Origin of the sequence: Oerskovia sp. NPDC057915 (assembly GCF_042887685.1) — a bacterium.
Taxonomy (GTDB): Bacteria; Actinomycetota; Actinomycetes; order Actinomycetales; family Cellulomonadaceae; genus Oerskovia.
In genome coordinates this window covers 9726-25198 of record NZ_JBHVOS010000029.1, presented here as the reverse complement: position 1 = coordinate 25198, position 15473 = coordinate 9726, and the positions used below count along the sequence as shown (strand labels likewise).

15 protein-coding genes and 1 tRNA gene are annotated in these 15473 nt (G+C 74.0%); 6 read left to right on the top strand and 10 right to left on the bottom strand.

Going from position 1 to position 15473, the window contains the following annotated elements; genetic code table 11:
- Positions 1-67 precede the first annotated feature (67 nt).
- Positions 68-712 carry a vitamin K epoxide reductase family protein gene (locus ACFVQ3_RS17030; RefSeq protein WP_387641538.1) on the bottom strand — a complete coding sequence of 215 codons (645 nt, stop codon included), beginning with the start codon at positions 710-712 and terminating at the stop codon, positions 68-70.
- 790 nt (positions 713-1502) lie between these two features.
- On the opposite strand from ACFVQ3_RS17030, the gene ACFVQ3_RS17025 reads away from it, so the two are divergent.
- A complete protein-coding gene (locus ACFVQ3_RS17025) occupies positions 1503-2732 on the top strand; it encodes an alpha/beta hydrolase (RefSeq protein WP_387641535.1) in 1230 nt (409 codons plus the stop codon).
- 37 nt (positions 2733-2769) lie between these two features.
- Here the strand turns inward: ACFVQ3_RS17025 and ACFVQ3_RS17020 are convergent.
- From ACFVQ3_RS17020 to ACFVQ3_RS16995, 6 genes are all read right to left on the bottom strand, one after another.
- Positions 2770-2845: transfer RNA gene (locus ACFVQ3_RS17020), tRNA-Arg, on the bottom strand.
- A gap of 46 nt (positions 2846-2891) precedes the next feature.
- Entirely contained in the window at positions 2892-3962 is a 1071-nt protein-coding gene (locus ACFVQ3_RS17015; RefSeq protein ID WP_387641533.1) for a glycoside hydrolase family 6 protein, read from the bottom strand.
- Between the two features lie 195 nt (positions 3963-4157).
- The gene (locus tag ACFVQ3_RS17010) at positions 4158-5357 is read right to left on the bottom strand and encodes an ABC transporter permease (RefSeq protein WP_387641531.1); all 1200 of its coding nucleotides are present in this window, start codon (positions 5355-5357) and stop codon (positions 4158-4160) included.
- Entirely contained in the window at positions 5351-6250 is a 900-nt protein-coding gene (locus ACFVQ3_RS17005) for an ABC transporter ATP-binding protein (protein ID WP_387641528.1), read from the bottom strand. Before ACFVQ3_RS17005 ends, ACFVQ3_RS17010 begins: the two co-directional genes overlap by 7 nt.
- Positions 6247-7344: a peptidoglycan-binding protein gene (locus ACFVQ3_RS17000; protein ID WP_387641525.1), complete on the bottom strand. Its 1098-nt coding sequence runs from the start codon at positions 7342-7344 to the stop codon at positions 6247-6249. Before ACFVQ3_RS17000 ends, ACFVQ3_RS17005 begins: the two co-directional genes overlap by 4 nt.
- Positions 7345-7358: 14 nt before the next feature.
- Entirely contained in the window at positions 7359-7976 is a 618-nt protein-coding gene (locus tag ACFVQ3_RS16995; RefSeq protein WP_387641523.1) for a hypothetical protein, read from the bottom strand.
- Positions 7977-8092: 116 nt separating this feature from the next.
- Between ACFVQ3_RS16995 and ACFVQ3_RS16990 the strand changes: the two genes are divergently transcribed.
- Together ACFVQ3_RS16990 and ACFVQ3_RS16985 are read left to right on the top strand one after the other, a co-directional pair.
- Positions 8093-8749: a response regulator transcription factor gene (locus tag ACFVQ3_RS16990; RefSeq protein WP_387641520.1), complete on the top strand. Its 657-nt coding sequence runs from the start codon at positions 8093-8095 to the stop codon at positions 8747-8749.
- Positions 8746-10065, top strand: coding sequence for an ATP-binding protein (locus tag ACFVQ3_RS16985; protein ID WP_387641517.1), 1320 nt, complete (start codon positions 8746-8748; stop codon positions 10063-10065). Before ACFVQ3_RS16990 ends, ACFVQ3_RS16985 begins: the two co-directional genes overlap by 4 nt.
- Here the strand turns inward: ACFVQ3_RS16985 and ACFVQ3_RS16980 are convergent.
- The 3 genes from ACFVQ3_RS16980 to ACFVQ3_RS16970 form a co-directional block, all read right to left on the bottom strand.
- A complete protein-coding gene (locus ACFVQ3_RS16980; RefSeq protein WP_387641514.1) occupies positions 10052-11527 on the bottom strand; it encodes an ATP-binding protein in 1476 nt (491 codons plus the stop codon). The two genes, ACFVQ3_RS16985 and ACFVQ3_RS16980, sit on opposite strands and share 14 nt — an antisense overlap.
- A gap of 117 nt (positions 11528-11644) precedes the next feature.
- Positions 11645-12331 (bottom strand): dihydrofolate reductase, encoded by a 687-nt coding sequence (locus ACFVQ3_RS16975; RefSeq protein ID WP_387641512.1) that lies wholly within the window; start codon positions 12329-12331, stop codon positions 11645-11647.
- On the bottom strand, positions 12328-13140 hold the full coding sequence (locus ACFVQ3_RS16970; RefSeq protein ID WP_387641510.1) for a thymidylate synthase: 813 nt from the start codon (positions 13138-13140) through the stop codon (positions 12328-12330). The genes ACFVQ3_RS16975 and ACFVQ3_RS16970 overlap by 4 nt, the downstream gene beginning before the upstream one ends.
- Before the next feature lie 108 nt (positions 13141-13248).
- Here ACFVQ3_RS16970 and ACFVQ3_RS16965 point away from each other — a divergent pair, with 108 nt between their 5' ends.
- From ACFVQ3_RS16965 to ACFVQ3_RS16955, 3 genes are all read left to right on the top strand, one after another.
- The gene (locus ACFVQ3_RS16965; protein ID WP_387641507.1) at positions 13249-13728 is read left to right on the top strand and encodes an OsmC family protein; all 480 of its coding nucleotides are present in this window, start codon (positions 13249-13251) and stop codon (positions 13726-13728) included.
- Positions 13729-13792: 64 nt separating this feature from the next.
- Positions 13793-14812: a hypothetical protein gene (locus tag ACFVQ3_RS16960; RefSeq protein ID WP_387641504.1), complete on the top strand. Its 1020-nt coding sequence runs from the start codon at positions 13793-13795 to the stop codon at positions 14810-14812.
- Positions 14809-15381: an SRPBCC family protein gene (locus ACFVQ3_RS16955; RefSeq protein WP_387641502.1), complete on the top strand. Its 573-nt coding sequence runs from the start codon at positions 14809-14811 to the stop codon at positions 15379-15381. Before ACFVQ3_RS16960 ends, ACFVQ3_RS16955 begins: the two co-directional genes overlap by 4 nt.
- The last annotated feature ends 92 nt before the right edge of the window (positions 15382-15473 follow it).

Genomic DNA, 15473 nt, shown 5'->3' with positions numbered 1-15473 from the left:
GCGTGGCCGTGAGGTGGGCGGCGCCGTCGGGCAGGGGGCCTCCCCCGCGCCGGACCGGGCGCCGAGGTCAGCCGAAGAGCTTGGACCCGTGCTTGAGCAGGACGCCCGCGATCATCAGGACGACCCACGTCGCGGTCAGGAACACGTCCGCGTCCGAGCGGACGAACGACAGCGCACGCTCCTGCGCCCTGGCCGGCAGGTACAGGTTGTCCTCGATGATGTTCCAGTGCAGCAGCGTCATGAAGACGAGCGTCGTCGAGAGCGTGACGAGCAGGCACCAGGGGCACAGCGCACCGATCACGAACATCGACTGGTAGAAGAGCCAGTAGGCGAAGATCAGGCCCAGCGCGTACACGACCTGCGCGGAGAACATGAACCAGCGCGGGAACCGCACCCCGCCGAGGCTCGCGACCGCGATCGTGATGACCACGGGTTCCGCGATCAGCCCCAGGAAGGCGTTGGGGAAGCCGAAGAGCGACGACTGCCACGCGACCCCGACGGCACCGCAGGACAGGACCTCGTTGACGTTGCACGAGAGCTCGGCTGCAGGGTTCGCCGCAAGGAGGACCGCGTCGTAGGACAGGACGAACGAGGCCGTGAGGCTGATGAGCGCGGAGACCAGCATGGTGCCGAACACCCACTGCCTGCTGTGCCGGAACCCCTTGATGCTCGACGGGTCGGTCCTGTGGTCGTCGTGCAGAACGTCGCTCATGCGTGATGCCCTTCCGGCGATGGCCCCCGGCCATCCCCGGAAGCCCTTCCAGCCTAGAGGCGGCCGCAAGGCTGGACCCGCCGGTGGGGCGTCTCGCGGACGGGTCACGATCAGCAGATGGACGAGGGGTCGTCGAATGCCAGGAGCGGAGGGGCGGCGCGTGCGACCGGGTCATTGTCGCCGGGCACCGGGAATGCAGGCGGGTGACCATTGATCAATGCGTGCGGGGGCAATCTTGAAATGCCTCCAGGGCCAGGCTCTCTCGGACGCATGCCCCCGGGTGCGGATTCCGAGAAGGTGCGACGAATTGTCGGCCGCGGCGGGTGAGACCTTCGCCGTCTGGGCCACGGCCCGCCGTGCCGCCTCGGCGACGCGTCCGCCCCAGGGCCGCGGGGCGGGGCGCGAGCAGGCCCGGTCAGGTCGCACCCGGGGGAAGCGGAACCTGGGGGCGCGCCGGGGACCGAGCACGAGTGCGACGACCCCCGTCTGTCCTGCCTGAGCTGTTCGAGGAATCGCCCACAAAAGTGGGCACCGCCGAAACGGCCACCGCGCACGAGCCTCCCCGGATCTCTCGCCGGTCGGGCACCTCGCCGGGAATTCAGTTCGAATTTCAACTACCTGGAGCCGGCGCGGGACCTTCCGTCGACGCGCCCTTTGTCGTCACCTCCTCGAAGGTGGCGAGCCAGGACGTTCGTCCGGCGACCGGACGGCCCGACGCGCACCTCCGCGCGCTCCGGTGTAGACCGGGAACCAGGGGCGCGACGCGCCCACCGGCAGCGAAGGAGCCGCCATGCCGATCGGGTATCTCGTCCCCGTGCTCCTCGTCGCGTGCTGCACGTCGGCGTCGCTCAGCCCGGCCCGCCGGCCTCCGCGACTGGGCCGCGTCGCCTTCCGCATGAGCGTCCTCGTCAACGAGCAGCCGTTCACCCTGCTGGTCGCCCTCGGGGCCGTGACGGCCTGGGCGCTCGCCGACGGAGACCTCGGGTCGACGGGCGGACGCGTCGCTCTCGCCCTGGCCGCTCTGACCGCCGTCGGCCTGGTCCTGGTCGCCCGCCGCGGCCTGCTGGCAGCGCCCGCGCTCGACCACGCCCTGGCCGACGGTCTCCGCGCAGGGCCGGGCACCGTCACGAACCGTGGGCTGCCCTGGGCGCGGATCCTCCTGGCCCCGTTCGCGGTGCGCCGACGCGACGTCGAGCGCCTGGGCGACGTGCCCTACGGTGCGGACACCGGCGGCAGGGTCGGCGGCGTCGCCGGTGGCACCGCGGGCGCGCGGGGCCGGGAGCACCGCCTCGACGTCTACCGCCCCCGGTCGCGCCCGGCCGACGGCCCGACCCTCGTGTACTTCCACGGCGGCGGGTACGTGAGCGGGCGCAAGGAGCTTGAGGCCCGCGCGATGCTCTCGCGGCTCGCGAGCCGCGGCTGGGTGTGCGTGAGCGCGAACTACGGCCTGCGCCCGACGACGAACTTCCCCGGCCACCTGGTCGACGCCAAGCGGGTCCTGGCCTGGGTCCGGGAGCACGGCGCCGCGTACGGGGCCGACCCGCACCGCGTCGTCGTCGCGGGCAGCTCGGCGGGCGCGCACCTGGCGTCGCTCGCGGCCCTGACGCCCGGCGACCCGCAGTTCCAGCCCGGCTTCGAGGACGCCGACACCTCCGTGGTCGGGGCCGTGTGCCTCTACGGCTACTTCGGCGAGTACTACGGCAGCGGCCGCGACCAGGGCGTCGAGTCGGCACCGAGCGCCTACCTGCGCCCCGCCGCTCCCCCGTTCCTCGTCGTGCACGGCGACCAGGACACATTGGTCCCGGTCGAGGGGGCCCGCCAGTTCGTCGCCGACCTGCGCGGGGTCTCGACCAGCCCGGTCGTCTACGCCGAGCTGCCCGGGGCGCAGCACGGGTTCGACCTGTTCCACTCGGTACGGTTCGACGCCGTCGTCACAGCGGTCGAGGAGTTCGCGGAGCGGGTGGTGGCGGCGCGAGGCCGGACGCCCGAGGTGCCGGTCGAGCGGCGCGAGGAGCGGTGAGGCGGAACGGCCCTGGCCTCCGCCCCCGGGGGCGTGGTGGTGCGCCTGGCCAGATTCGAACTGGCGACACCCGCTTTAGGAGAGCGGTGCTCTATCCCCTGAGCTACAGGCGCGTGGGCGCGAACACGGCGGTTCGGGCCCGGTGGGACGCCCGACAGCCTAGCGTCCCGGCCCCGCAGTGTCCCAACCCGCGCGCTCCACGAGCCCGATCGCGTACTCGGGCCAGAACTGACCGGCGGCCGGGTCGCCGCGGTCGCACTCGCCGTCGGACTCCCCGGGGACCTTGACCCAGAGGTACGCGTCGAGCGCGCTGCCGTCGTCGACCGCGCCGGGCTTCTCGCCGAGCGCCCGACCGGCGGGGTTGCACCAGTCGAGGGGCCCGTCGCCGAGGGGCCCGAGCCCGTTGCGCGACGTGTCGACCACGTAGTGCGTCCCGAGGAGCGCGGCGAGCCGGTCGGCGTACGCGCGCTCGTCGGCGGTCGTGCGGAAGTTCGAGACGTTGGTCGCGAAGCCGCGGGCGTCGTCGATCCCGGCCTGCCGCAGCCGGTCGGCCATCGTCGGGGCGTCGACCCACGCCGAGTTCCCCGCGTCGAGGTAGACGCTCGCGCCCGCGTCCGCGAGCGCCGCGGTGGCCTGTCGCAGGAGCCCGGCGCGGTCGCCCTGCTCGGGGCACGCGCCGAGGTCGGGCAGGGCGTCGGGCTCGAGCACGACGGCGGTGCGCGTGCCGCGCAGCCCGTCGGCGACAGCCTGCGCGAAGGCGGGGTACTCCTCGGGGGTCAGGCCGCCCGCGGAGAAGGACCCGCAGTCGCGGGCCGGGATCGCGTAGACCGTGACGACGCCGGTGCGTCCGGCCTCGTTGGCGGTGCGCGCGTGGTCGCGCACGAGGGCCTCGGCCTCCGCGGGCGTGAACCAGTCCCCGACCCACAGGGACGCGCCTGCCTCGCTGACGACGTCGAGCGCCGCGGCCGCGTCGGGGTCGCTCGTCCGGAGCGCTGCGGCGGCGTGGACGGACTGCATGTCCGGGTGGGCGGAGGGCTCGCCCGCGAGGAAGGGGTTCGTGTCGGCTCCTGCGAGCTCGGCGGGGGCCGCCGGGGGCGCCTCGGCGGGGGCGGGCTCGCGCGGCGGCTCGGCGGCCTCGGGTCCCGCGGGGGAGCACGCCCCCAGCCCGACGGCGAGGATCACCGCCCCCAGCAGGGTCGCGGTCAGGTGTCGGCCAGGTCGTGCGTGCATGTCTCCCCTGTCGTGGTGCGGGCGGCCGAACCGGGTGGGGCGGGCCGCCTCGGGCCGAGGGCGCCCGGTGGTGCGGCGTCGGCGGCTCGCACGCTACGCCGTCGGGGGTGACGTCGCACCACCGTCCCACCGGACGCCCCCGGCTGCCAGAACGGGCGTGACCCCTGGTCCACGCCCGTTCTGACGACCCACCGGTCAGACCGCCGTGAGCGCCTCCGTGGGGGACATCCGTGCCGCCCGCACCGCGGGGTAGAGCCCGGCGACGGCACCGATCCCGAGCGTCGCGACGAGCCCACCCACCACGACCACGGGCGGGACCGAGACCGGCCACTCCTGCGACGCGGCGTACCCGGCCGTGATGCCGATCCCGATCAGGACCCCCGCGGCACCGCCCATGAGCGAGAGCACGAGCGACTCCACGAGGAACTGCCCGCGGATCTGGCCCCGGGTCGCGCCGAGCGAGCGGCGCAGGCCGATCTCGGCACGTCGTTCGAGGACCGAGATGACCATGGTGTTGGCGACCCCGATCCCGCCCACGAGCAGGGCGACCGCCCCGAGACCGACGAGCAGCCCGGTGAACGCCTCGTCGGTGGCCTGCTGCGCCGCGAGCGCGTCCGAGGGCCGTGAGACGTCGACCTCGTTGCGCGCCTGCGGGTTGGCCGTGGCCCCGAGGACACCGCGGACCTGCTCGACGGAGTCCTCGCGGGTGCGCGTGTAGATCATGGTCGGCAGCTCGTCCCAGTCGAGGTACTCCGCGGCGGCCTCACGGCCCACGAGCGCACCCAGGTCCATCTCGGGGGCGAGCGGCACGGGGTCGAGGATGCCGACGACCGTGAACCACTCACCACCGATCCACACCTTGACGGCCGGGTCCGGGGTCGTGATCCCCAGGCGCTGCGCGGTCGTGTGCCCCAGGACGACGGCCGGGTACCGCGCCGTCGCCTCCGAGAGCCAGGCCCCGTCCGCGACGGTGCCGCCGATGGACTCGAGCAGGTCGAGGTCGGCCGCGTACACGCCGATCCCGCCCGACTCCCCCGTCGGGATCAGGTCCGAGCGGTAGGCCTTGGCGTCGAGCTGCGCGACCGAGGTCGCGTTCTCGACGGGCGCGATCCGGCGCACCATGTCGACCGCCTCGGGCGGCAGGGTCGCGGCCTCGCCGAACAGGTCGGTCCCGGGTGCGACGCGCAGCAGGTTCGTCCCGAGGGCCGTCAGCGTCCGGTCGAGCTCGGCCCGTGACGAGCTCGAGATCCCGACGACCGCGACCATCGCCGCGATGCCGATCGCGATGCCCAGGGCCGAGAGCACGGCCCGCAGGGGGCGGGTGCGCAGGCCGGTCGCGCCGACGCGCAGGACGTCGGGCGGGCCGAGGCGCGCGGGGCGCAGCGTGGTCAGCACGGTGCCTCCCCGGCGGTCGTGGTCGCCGGGGCGGCGGCGGCCGCGGGACCGGCACCGGCACCGGACGAAGCACCACCAGCGCTCCCAGCGCTCCCGAGGGCCGTCCCCGCCCCGCCCGGGGGCAGGTTCCCGTCCGCGACGATCTCGCCGTCGCGCATCGCGACCTGCCGGGGCAGGGAGGCCGCCAGCTCGCGGTCGTGCGTGATGATCACGACGGTCGTCCCGGCCGCGTTCAGTCCCCGCAGCACGTCCATGACGCCGGCCCCCGCGGCCGTGTCGAGCGCGCCCGTGGGTTCGTCGGCGAGCAGCAGGGGCGGGTCCCCGACGACGGCGCGAGCGATCGCGACGCGCTGCTTCTCACCGCCCGACAGCTCGTGCGGACGGTGCGTCAGCCGGTGCCCGAGCCCCACGCGGTCGAGGGCCTCGGCGGCCCGACGACGTCGCTCGCGGCGTCCGACCCCCCGGTACAGGAGCCCGTCGGCCACGTTGTCGAGCGCCGAGACCCCGACGGCCAGGTGGAACTGCTGGAAGACGAACCCGATGCGGCTCGCGCGCAGCGCGGACACCTCGCGGTCGTCGAGGTCCTCGACGAGGAAGTCGTCGATCAGGACCCGGCCCGACGTGGGCCGGTCGAGCGTCCCGATGACGTTGAGCATGGTCGACTTGCCCGAGCCCGAGGGCCCGACGATCGCGAGCAGCTCGCCGCGATGGACGTCCAGGTGCACGTCGCGCAGCGCGGCGACCCCGCCCGGGAAGACGCGGGACACCTCGTGGAGGGTCACGACGGGACCACCGCCCGCGCCCGGGTCGGTGCCCGGCGAGCCCGTGCCTGTCACGGTTCTCCAGGTCTCGGGGTGGTCGACGGCGTCGCGCGCGACGGAGACCGCGCTCACGACGGCATCCCGACGACGTCGCCCTCGGCCACGTCGCCCGTGATCTCGACGCTCCCGTCGGCGAACATCCCGGTCTCGACGGCGACGATCCGGCTCGTGCCGTCCTCGACGACCTCGACCCCGTACCCGCCCTCGGCGAGCGCGAGGAGCGCCGCGACGGGCACGGTCAGGACGTCGGGCCTCTCGGCCGCGACGAACGTGACCTTGACGGAGCCCGCGTCGGCGTCGGTCCCCTCGGGGAGGGTCACGGTCACGGGGATCACGGTCTTGTCGGAGGACCCGGGTATGCCGCTCTCGTCCTCGACGACCTCAGGGCTCCCGACGGCGGAGACCACCGCCTCCGTCGTCGCACCTCCCGGCAGCTCGACCGTCACGGTGCCACCCTCGACGGCACGCTCGCGGTCGGCGAGGTCGAGGTCGACCGAGATCGCCCGGTCGACTCCCGTCGTCGTGAGGATCTCCGCGGCGGCGGGATCGCCGACGCGCGCCTTGAGCGCGTCGACGCGCACCGGCCCCGCGGCCACGAGGACGTCGGACGGGCCGACCGTGCCCGTCTTCTCGACCCCGCGGTCCTTCTGCCACTTCTTGACGGCCTCGGCGGTCGACTCCGTGAACTTCGTGTCCACGGTGAAGCCCGTGTAGCCCAGGGCCTTGAGGTTCTCCTCGAGCTGGCGCACGTCCTCGCCCTCGGCACCGGATCCCAGCTCGCGGTACACGGGCAGCGTGCCGAGCAGGAGGACGGTCGGGCGTTCGTCGACCTTGAAGAGCACTCCCCCACGGTCGACGACGTCGCCCACGCCCGGCAGCCACGTCACCGTCCCGCCGCCTCCACCGTCGGCTCCGCCGGCTCCCTGGTGCCCTCGCACGACGGCCTCGCCGTAGCCGAGCGTGCCCTTGACGGTCGTGCGCTGCACGAGGGTCTGCCGGGTCACGGTCGCGGTCTCGGCGGGACCGGTCGCGGCGGGCGCGGGGTCGGCCCCGCGGCCGAACCCCGTCAGGGCCAGCACGACGCCGGCGCCGATCACCGCGGTGCCCACGACCCCGCCGATCACCAGCCCGTGGCGCCGACGCCTCGGTCCGGGCGCTCCGGGCACCGCGCTCCGGCGGCTCACTCGTCGTCCCCGGGAACGCTCTTCTGGACGCTGAGCCCGGCACCGGACCCGGACTCGTTGCACGCCTCGAGCGCCGTGTCGAACGCCTCCATGTCCTCGGGCAGCTCGAGCGCGCCCGTCATGCCGCCGTTCGGGTCGGGGTCGGGCATGTCGACGCCGTGCTCCCGCATGCACTTGGCGAACTCACGCTGCGTCTCCAGGTCCTCCGGGGTCATCTTCATGGGCTCGCCGCCGTTCGGCATGAACTCCCGGCAGGCCTCGAAGGCCGCGTCCATCTCGTCCATGCTGCCTGCCTCGACGGTGCCCGACGCCATCGACAGGCCCCCGTCGGTGTCCGGGTCGGGCATGTCGACGCCGTTGTCGCGCATGCAGCTCGCGAACTTCCGCGCCATGTCGTCGCGCTCGGCGTCGGTCATGTCGTCGAACGACTTCTCGTCCCCGGCCTCGCTGGTCTCCCCCTTCCCGTCGCCGGCGCTCGCGACGCCCGGGGCGTCGTCGGGCGCGCAGGCCGAGAGCGTGACCGTGAGCAGGGCGACGACGAAGGCTGCGGCGGCCGACCGGCGGCGCGTCCCGGAGCGGACGGCCCCGCCGGGCCGGGTCTGGTGGATGGTCATGATGTGGTCCTCACGTCGGGGAACGGGTTCAGGAGCAGTCCACCCGGGCACCTGTGAGGCCCTCGTGAGCCGCGACCTCACAGAGATCTCACAGCGCCTCCCGCCATGCTCCTGGGGTGCGAGTACTGGTGGTGGAGGACGAGGAGCTCATCGCGCAGGCCGTCGCGACGGGACTGCGACGTCTGGCGATGGCGGTCGACGTCGCGCTCGACGGGCACGAGGCGCTGGCGCGGATCGACGTGAACGCGTACGACGTCGTCGTGCTCGACCGCGACCTGCCCGGCGTCCACGGCGATGACGTGTGCCGGGCGATCGTGGCCTCGGACGGTGACTCGCGCGTCCTCATGCTCACCGCGTCCGGTGGCGTGCTCGACCGGGTGACCGGGCTCGACCTCGGCGCCGACGACTACCTCGTCAAGCCGTTCGCGTTCGCCGAGCTGAGCGCCCGCGTCCGGGCCCTGGGCCGTCGGGCACGCCCTGCCGCGCCGCCCGTCCTCGAACGCGCGGGCCTGCGTCTGGACACGAGCCGGCACGAGGTCTACCGGGAGGGGCGCTTCGTGCACCTGTCGCGCAAGGAGTTCGGCGTGCTGGAGGAGCTGCTGCGCGCCGACGGGCGCCCCGTCTCGGCCGAGCACCTGCTCGAGAAGGTGTGGGACGAGAACATCGACCCGTTCACGGGGGTCGTGCGCTTCACCATCAAGCAGCTCCGGCGCAAGCTCGAGGACGCGTCGCTCGTCGAGACCGTCACGGGCGTCGGGTACCGGGTCCCGTGAGGCTCGCCCGCCCCGCGCTGCGCCCGACCCTGCGGGCCCGGCTCACGGCCGTCTACGCCGCGGCGTTCGTCGTCGCGGGTGCCGTGCTGATCGCGGTCCTGTACGTCGTGCTCGCGGCGGCGATCGACCGGCAGCCCGTCGACTCGGTCGGCCTCGCGGTGGGCGCGGTCGAGGCGTCGGACATCGGCATGTACTCGACGCTCGACCCGTCCCTGACGGCCGACCTGGTCGCGGGGCAGAGCTTCCCCCTGAGCCCGTCCGCGAGCACCGTGGACCCGGCCGCGACTCTGTCCACCGGCTCCGGCACGCTCGCGGACCTGCGCAAGGTCGTCGAGACCAACAACCAGGAGGCCCGCGACGCGACGCTGCGCAGCGTCCTCACGTGGTCGATCCTCGCGCTGCTCGGGATCGGCGTCCTCGCGGTCGGCTTCGGGTGGGTCATGTCGTCGCGCGTCCTCGCCCCGCTGCACCGCATCACGGCCACGGCCCGCCGCGTCGCGGACGACAACCTGCACGAGCGCATCGCGCACAACGGTCCCGACGACGAGCTCAAGGACCTGGCCGACACGTTCGACCAGATGCTCGAGCGCCTCGACCGGGCGTTCGACGGGCAGCGACGCTTCGTCTCCAACGCGTCGCACGAGCTGCGCACCCCGCTCACGATCACGCGCACCGTCCTCGAGGTCGCGCTCGACGACCCCGGCACCCACCAGGACGCGCGCCACCTCGGGACGACGCTGCTCGCCGTGAACGCACGCCAGGAACGCCTCATCGAAGGACTCCTGACGCTCGCCGCCGTCGACCAGGCACCGCTCGTCCCCGAGCCCGTCGACCTCGCCGAGGTCGCCGCGCAGGCCGTCGCGACCGCCGGCGTGCCGGCCCGCGACGCCGGCGTCGACCTGCACCTCGACGCCGAGCCGACCCCGACGCAGGGCGACGCGGTCCTGCTCGAACGTCTCGTCCAGAACCTCGTCGACAACGCCGTGCGCTACAACGAGCCGGGCGGCCGCGTCGCCGTCGCGACCCGTCCCGGACCCGACGGGTCGGTCGAGGTCGCCGTGTCCAACACGGGTCCCGTGGTGCCGACCTACGAGGTCGAGGCGCTGTTCGAGCCCTTCCGTCGTCTCGCGCGCGACGGCGCCGTGGCCGACCGGCGGGGAGGCTACGTGCGCGGCGGCGTCGGGCTGGGGCTGTCGATCGTGCGCTCGGTCGCGGCCGCGCACGGCGGCCAGGTCACGGCCGAGCCGCGCGACGGGGGCGGGCTCACGGTCGTCGCGCGGCTGCCGGCCGCTCGGGCAACGCTCAGCCCGGCATAGGCACCGCGACGTCCGAGCCGCCCTCGACCGTACGGCGCGCCCCCATCTGGATGATCGCCGGGGCGGGCACGAACCCTCCCGCGACGAGCGCCTCCCCCTGGCGGAAGTACGGCGTGGCCGCGAGCAGCTCGGGCGGCGCGAAGCCGAAGACGCTCTCGAGCTCGGCCACGTCGGCGGGCGAGCTCATGCGCATCACGACCACGTTGTCGCACTGCGAGAGCACGTTGGGGTGGATCTTGGAGGGCCGCTGGGTCGAGAGCAGCAGCCACAGCCCGAACTTGCGGCCCTCGGCGGCGATCTGGATGACACGCTCGGTCGTGAGCCGCTGGAGCTGGGTCGCGGGCTCGGCCGAGACCACGTTGTGCGCCTCGTCGATCACGATGAGCCGGGGCGACCGGGCCTCGCGGTCCGCCCACAGGTCGTCGAGCAGCGCGAGCGAGACCGCGAGCTGCTCCTCGTGCGTGTGCAGGCTGCCGAGGTCGACGACGACCGCGCGAGGCCCCTCGTCGAGCACCTCGCTGACCGACTGCCCGACCCGCGCCCACACGTCCCACTCCAGGATGCCGAGGTTCTCGATCCGTTGGGCGAGGGCCTGCGCGTCCGGCTCCTTGCTGGCCCGCAGCGCCCGCGGGATGGACTGCGGGTCGATCGTCCCGTCCTCGGCGATCTCGCGCGCGACCGCGGCCGCCGGGTCGATCACGCCCGACGTCGCGCCCTCGCCCGTCGCGCTCTCGAGCATCCGCAGGAAGGTGTTGTACTCGCCGCGGTCCGTGAGCGGGTCGAGCTGGAGCACGGCGGCCTGGCTCGCGGCCGTCATCGCGGTCAGCCGAGCGCTCACGGGGTGGTGCTCGCCGTCGTTGCGCAGGACACGCACGTCGAGCTCGCGCAGGCGGGCGGCGTCCTCGGTCGAGGCGGACGCGAGCAGCTCGCCGATCCGCACGAAGTCCGAGTTCGGGTCGAGGATGACCATGGGCAGGTCGGTGTCGATGAGGAGCTGCTCGAGGAGCACCCCGAGCGCGTACGTCTTGCCCGAGCCCGACTGCCCGCACAGGAACGTGTGCCGGTTGAAGCGCAGCGGCTGGAGCAGGGCGTCGACGTTCCCGCGGCTGTGGTGCAGCTCGCCGATGCGCAGGGTCGCGCGCTCGCGCGCCTGGAGGGCCTCGAGGACGCCGGCGCCGGCGGGCGTGAGGTCGTGCGACGTGAACGGGTCGCCCCCGGACCCGACGACCGTGCCGTCCGGCCGCAGCTCCCCGAGGACGCGTCCGTGCCCGACGGCGTCGCCCCGCTCGGTCGCGCGCGTCAGGACCTGCCCCATGACCAGGGCGTCACCGGGGTGCTCGGCCGTCTCGGGGAACGCGACGCCGATCGTCACGAAGTCCCCCGGCCCGATGCTCGACTCCCTCGGCAGGCGGTACGTGAACCGCCGCCCGTCGAAGGACTCGGCGAGCGTGGTCTCGGTCATGGTGTCCTCCGGGTCGCAGGTCGCGTTGCACGACAAGGATCGACCCGTGCGCCCGCGAGCGCACCCGCAGGCGTGGCCGCGGCCGGGGTTCTCGGAACCTCTGCCGGCCGCTCCCGGTCAGCTCGTGCCGGTGCGCCGCTCGTACGTGAGGACCCGGAACCGGACACCGTCGGCCGAGGTCTGCCAGTCGTCGGCCACGGCCCCCGAGGCGCCGGTCGCCGCGGTGCCAGCGGCGGGGGCACCAGCGGTAGCAGTACCGGCGGTACCGGCGGTGCCAGCAGCGGCAGGGGCGCAGGGAGCGCCCGCGAGCGCCCAGTCGCCGTCCGGGCCGGCCGCGAGCGCGGGAGCGAACGCGTCCCCGTCCACGACGAGGTCGATCTCCGTGACGACGCAGCGGTCCGCGAGCGGCAGGGTCGCGGCGTACACCTGAGCCCCGCCCATGACCCAGACCTGCCCCGAGCCCGACTCCTCGGCGGCAGCCGACGCGAGCGCCAGCCCCTCCTCGACGGACGGGGCGACCACGACGCCGGTGCCGGTGCCGCCGGGGTGGGCGGCGCCGTCGGGCAGCCAGTCCTCCTGGCGCGTGACGACCACGTTGAGCCGCCCGGGCAGGGGGCGGAAGCGCGGCGGCAGCGAGTCCCACGTGACCCGGCCCATGAGGACCGGGTGGCCCGTGGTGACGCGGCGGAAGTGCGCGAGGTCCTCGGGCAGGTGCCACGGCATGCCGCCGAGCGCCCCGATCACGGGACGCCCCGCGGCGTCGCGCGCCTGCGCCCAGACCAGCCCGACAGCCGGACGGCTCACACCGCCACCGGGGCCTTGATCGTCGGGTGGTGCTGGTAGCCCACGACCTCGACGTCCTCGTACGTGTAGTCGAACAGCGAGTCGCGCGGGGCGAGGCGCAGCGTCGGGGCCGGGTAGGCCTCGCGGCCGAGCTGCTCGCGCACCTGCTCGACGTGGTTGTCGTAGATGTGGCAGTCGCCGCCCGTCCACACGAAGTCACCGACCTCCAGGCCGGACTGCGCCGCGACCATGTGCGTGAGCAGCGCGTACGACGCGATGTTGAACGGGACGCCCAGGAACAGGTCCGCGCTGCGCTGGTAGAGCTGGCACGAGAGCTTGCCGTCGGCCACGTAGAACTGGAAGAACGCATGGCAGGCGGGCAGGGCCATCCTGTCGAGCTCGCCCACGTTCCACGCCGAGACGATCATGCGGCGCGAGTCCGGGTCGGTGCGCAGCGTCTCGAGGACCTGGCTGACCTGGTCGACGTGCTGCCCGTCGGGTGTGGGCCACGAGCGCCACTGGACGCCGTACACGGGGCCGAGCTCGCCGTCCTCGTCGGCCCACTCGTCCCAGATCTTCACGCCGTGCTCCTGGAGCCAGCGCACGTTCGAGTCGCCGCGCAGGAACCACAGCAGCTCGTAGACGATCGACTTCAGGTGCACGCGCTTGGTCGTGACGAGCGGGAAGCCCTGCGACAGGTCGAAGCGCATCTGGTGGCCGAACACGCTGCGCGTCCCCGTCCCCGTGCGGTCCGACTTGTGCGTCCCGGTCTCCAGGACGAGCCGGAGGAGGTCCTCGTAGGGCGTGGGAATCGGCTGCTGCGCGGGCATGTTGCGAGTGTAGGCAAACCGATCACCGCAGCGCGCTCCGGACCACGGGGCGTCCTGCGGTCCGAGCACCCGGATCGGCACCACCCCGAGGATGGGAAGATCAGCAGCATGACGAACCCCACAGCCGCAGCCGAAGAGATCCCCGCGTCGTCCCCGTCCCCGACGGACGCCCTGTGGGTCGAGCGCACCGGCACCCGCACGTACACCGGCTTCTCCGCGCGTGGCGCGAGCGTGTCGATCGGCCCCGCGAGCGCGGGCGCGGTCTTCACGCCGGGCGAGCTCCTCAAGATCGCGCTGGCCGCGTGCGCGGGCATGAGCAGCGACGCGCCGTTCGCGCGCCGCCTCGGCGACGACTACGAGGTGACGATCCGCGTCGACGGCGCCAAGGACATGGCCGAGGACCGGTACACGGCCGTCACGGAGCACTTCGAGATCGACCTGTCGGGCCTCGAGGACGACGCGCGCGAGCGTCTCCTGAAGGTCGCGGACCGCGCGATCGAGACCACGTGCACCGTGGGGCGAACGGTCAAGAACGGTGCGACAGTGGAGCACACCTTCGGCCCGGTCGTGGGTGCGGTCGGCGAGTGATCGCCGCCTGACCCTGCGGCCACCGGTCGCGGGGTCGCCAGGAGCCACAGGAGGGAGTCGTCCGATGGGTCGCAAGAAGAAGGACACCGACGCCCAGATGGCAGTCTGGGGAACGTCGGACAGCGTACGGCCCGTGCCTCAGCCGCACGGTCGTCTCACGGCGGTCCAGGACGTCCCCGAGGGGGCGCCGGCCGACGACTGGGGCGACCTGCGCAGCACTCCTCTGCTCGACGCAGCGCTCGACAAGGCCGTCACCATCCCGTCGTCGGTCATCCACGCGCACGTCGACGGGCTGCGTCGCCGCAACCCGCACGCGTCGCCCGCGCAGATCATCGGGATCCTCGAGCGCGAGTACCTCATGGTCATCGGTACGGCCGGGGGCGCGGTAGGGGCGGCCGCGGCGTTCCCGGCCGTCGGGACGGGCGTGGGCATCGCCCTGACCGCGAGCGACGTCGCGACGTACTTCGGGTCGTCGGCCGCGTTCTCGCTCGCGGTCGCGGACGTGTACGGCTTCGAGGTCGACGACGCCGCGCGACGCCGCGCCCTCCTCCTCGCGTCGGTCCTCGGCGACAAGGGCTCGCAGCAGGTCGAGAAGGCCGTGGGCGGGTCCGCCATGGCGTGGGGCAAGGTCCTCATGACGAGCATGCCGTCGAGCACGCTCAAGCAGGTCAACAAGGCCCTGACGAACAAGTTCCTGCGCACCCAGATGGTCAAGCACGGCGGCCTCGCGATCGGGCGGCTCGTGCCGTTCGGCGTGGGCGCGGTCGTGGGGGTCGCGGGGTCCCGCGCGCTCGGCAAGACCGTGATCAGCCAGACGCGGCGGGCTTTCGGTCCGCCGCCCCAGGGTTTCCGGCCGGTGCTGGAGGTCGTCGAGGTGCCCGACGGCGCCGCTCCCCCGCTGCTCGTCCCCGCACCTGCCGACCGGCTCGGCATCGTCGACGCCCCGGTGCCCGGTGCGGGACCGGGGGTGGTCGACGAGGCCGCCGAACGAGACGCTGCTCGCCGGGCCCGAGGTGCGGCCAGGACCGGGACGCCGCGCGGCATCCGGTCGGTGCGCTGGCGCGGGACGAAGAAGACTCCGTGACGCCTGGGGACCCGGCGAAGGGTCGGGTGTCGAACCCGGGCCGCGTCGAGCTCACGCACGTGCTCCCGATCAGCGCCGAGCGTGCGTTCGCGCTCGTCGCGGACGTGCGGACGCACCCCCGGTGGGTGCCGCTCAGCCGCGGGGTGTTCCACGGGCCGGGTGGATCACCGGTGCCCGCGACCGCCTGGCGCCCGGGGGTCGGCGCCGAGTTCACGATGGTCTCAGGGCCCTTCGCCCCGCAGGGCGCGCCGGGCTTCCCCGACCGGATGCGGATCACGCAGTGGGACCCGCCCGCCGCGCAGGGCCAGGCGGGTCGCGCGACGTACCTGAAGCTCGGGCCGGCGCTGCTCGGGGAGGCGGGGATCGTCGTCGTGCCGCTCGCCGGCCACCACGTGCCCGCCACGACGCGGCCGGAGCCCGTCGCACGGTGCGCCGTGACCTGGTGGGAGGACGTGTACCTCGCAGGTCCCCTGCCCCGTGCCGTGACGGCCCCGTTCGCCGCACGGGTGCTGGACCTCATGATCCGGCTGTCGCTGCGCCGCCTGGACCGGATCGTGGCCCGGGGCTGAGCCCCGGCCCCCGCGCCCACCATGCGGTTGGCGTCGGCGGGGCGTGGGGGGGGGGGGGGGGAAACGCGCGCGAGGGCGAGCCCCCCCCAACA

Excerpts from the sequence above, each read along its gene's own strand:
- ACFVQ3_RS16995 (WP_387641523.1), bottom strand. The coding sequence starts at position 7,976 with ATGACCATCCACCAGACCCGGCCCGGCGGGGCCGTCCGCTCCGGGACG.
- ACFVQ3_RS16970 (WP_387641510.1), bottom strand. The coding sequence starts at position 13,140 with ATGCCCGCGCAGCAGCCGATTCCCACGCCCTACGAGGACCTCCTCCGG.
- ACFVQ3_RS16980 (WP_387641514.1), bottom strand. The coding sequence starts at position 11,527 with ATGACCGAGACCACGCTCGCCGAGTCCTTCGACGGGCGGCGGTTCACG.
- ACFVQ3_RS17015 (WP_387641533.1), bottom strand. The coding sequence starts at position 3,962 with ATGCACGCACGACCTGGCCGACACCTGACCGCGACCCTGCTGGGGGCG.
- ACFVQ3_RS16960 (WP_387641504.1), top strand. The coding sequence starts at position 13,793 with ATGGGTCGCAAGAAGAAGGACACCGACGCCCAGATGGCAGTCTGGGGA.
- ACFVQ3_RS16965 (WP_387641507.1), top strand. The coding sequence starts at position 13,249 with ATGACGAACCCCACAGCCGCAGCCGAAGAGATCCCCGCGTCGTCCCCG.
- ACFVQ3_RS17025 (WP_387641535.1), top strand. The coding sequence starts at position 1,503 with ATGCCGATCGGGTATCTCGTCCCCGTGCTCCTCGTCGCGTGCTGCACG.
- ACFVQ3_RS17030 (WP_387641538.1), bottom strand. The coding sequence starts at position 712 with ATGAGCGACGTTCTGCACGACGACCACAGGACCGACCCGTCGAGCATC.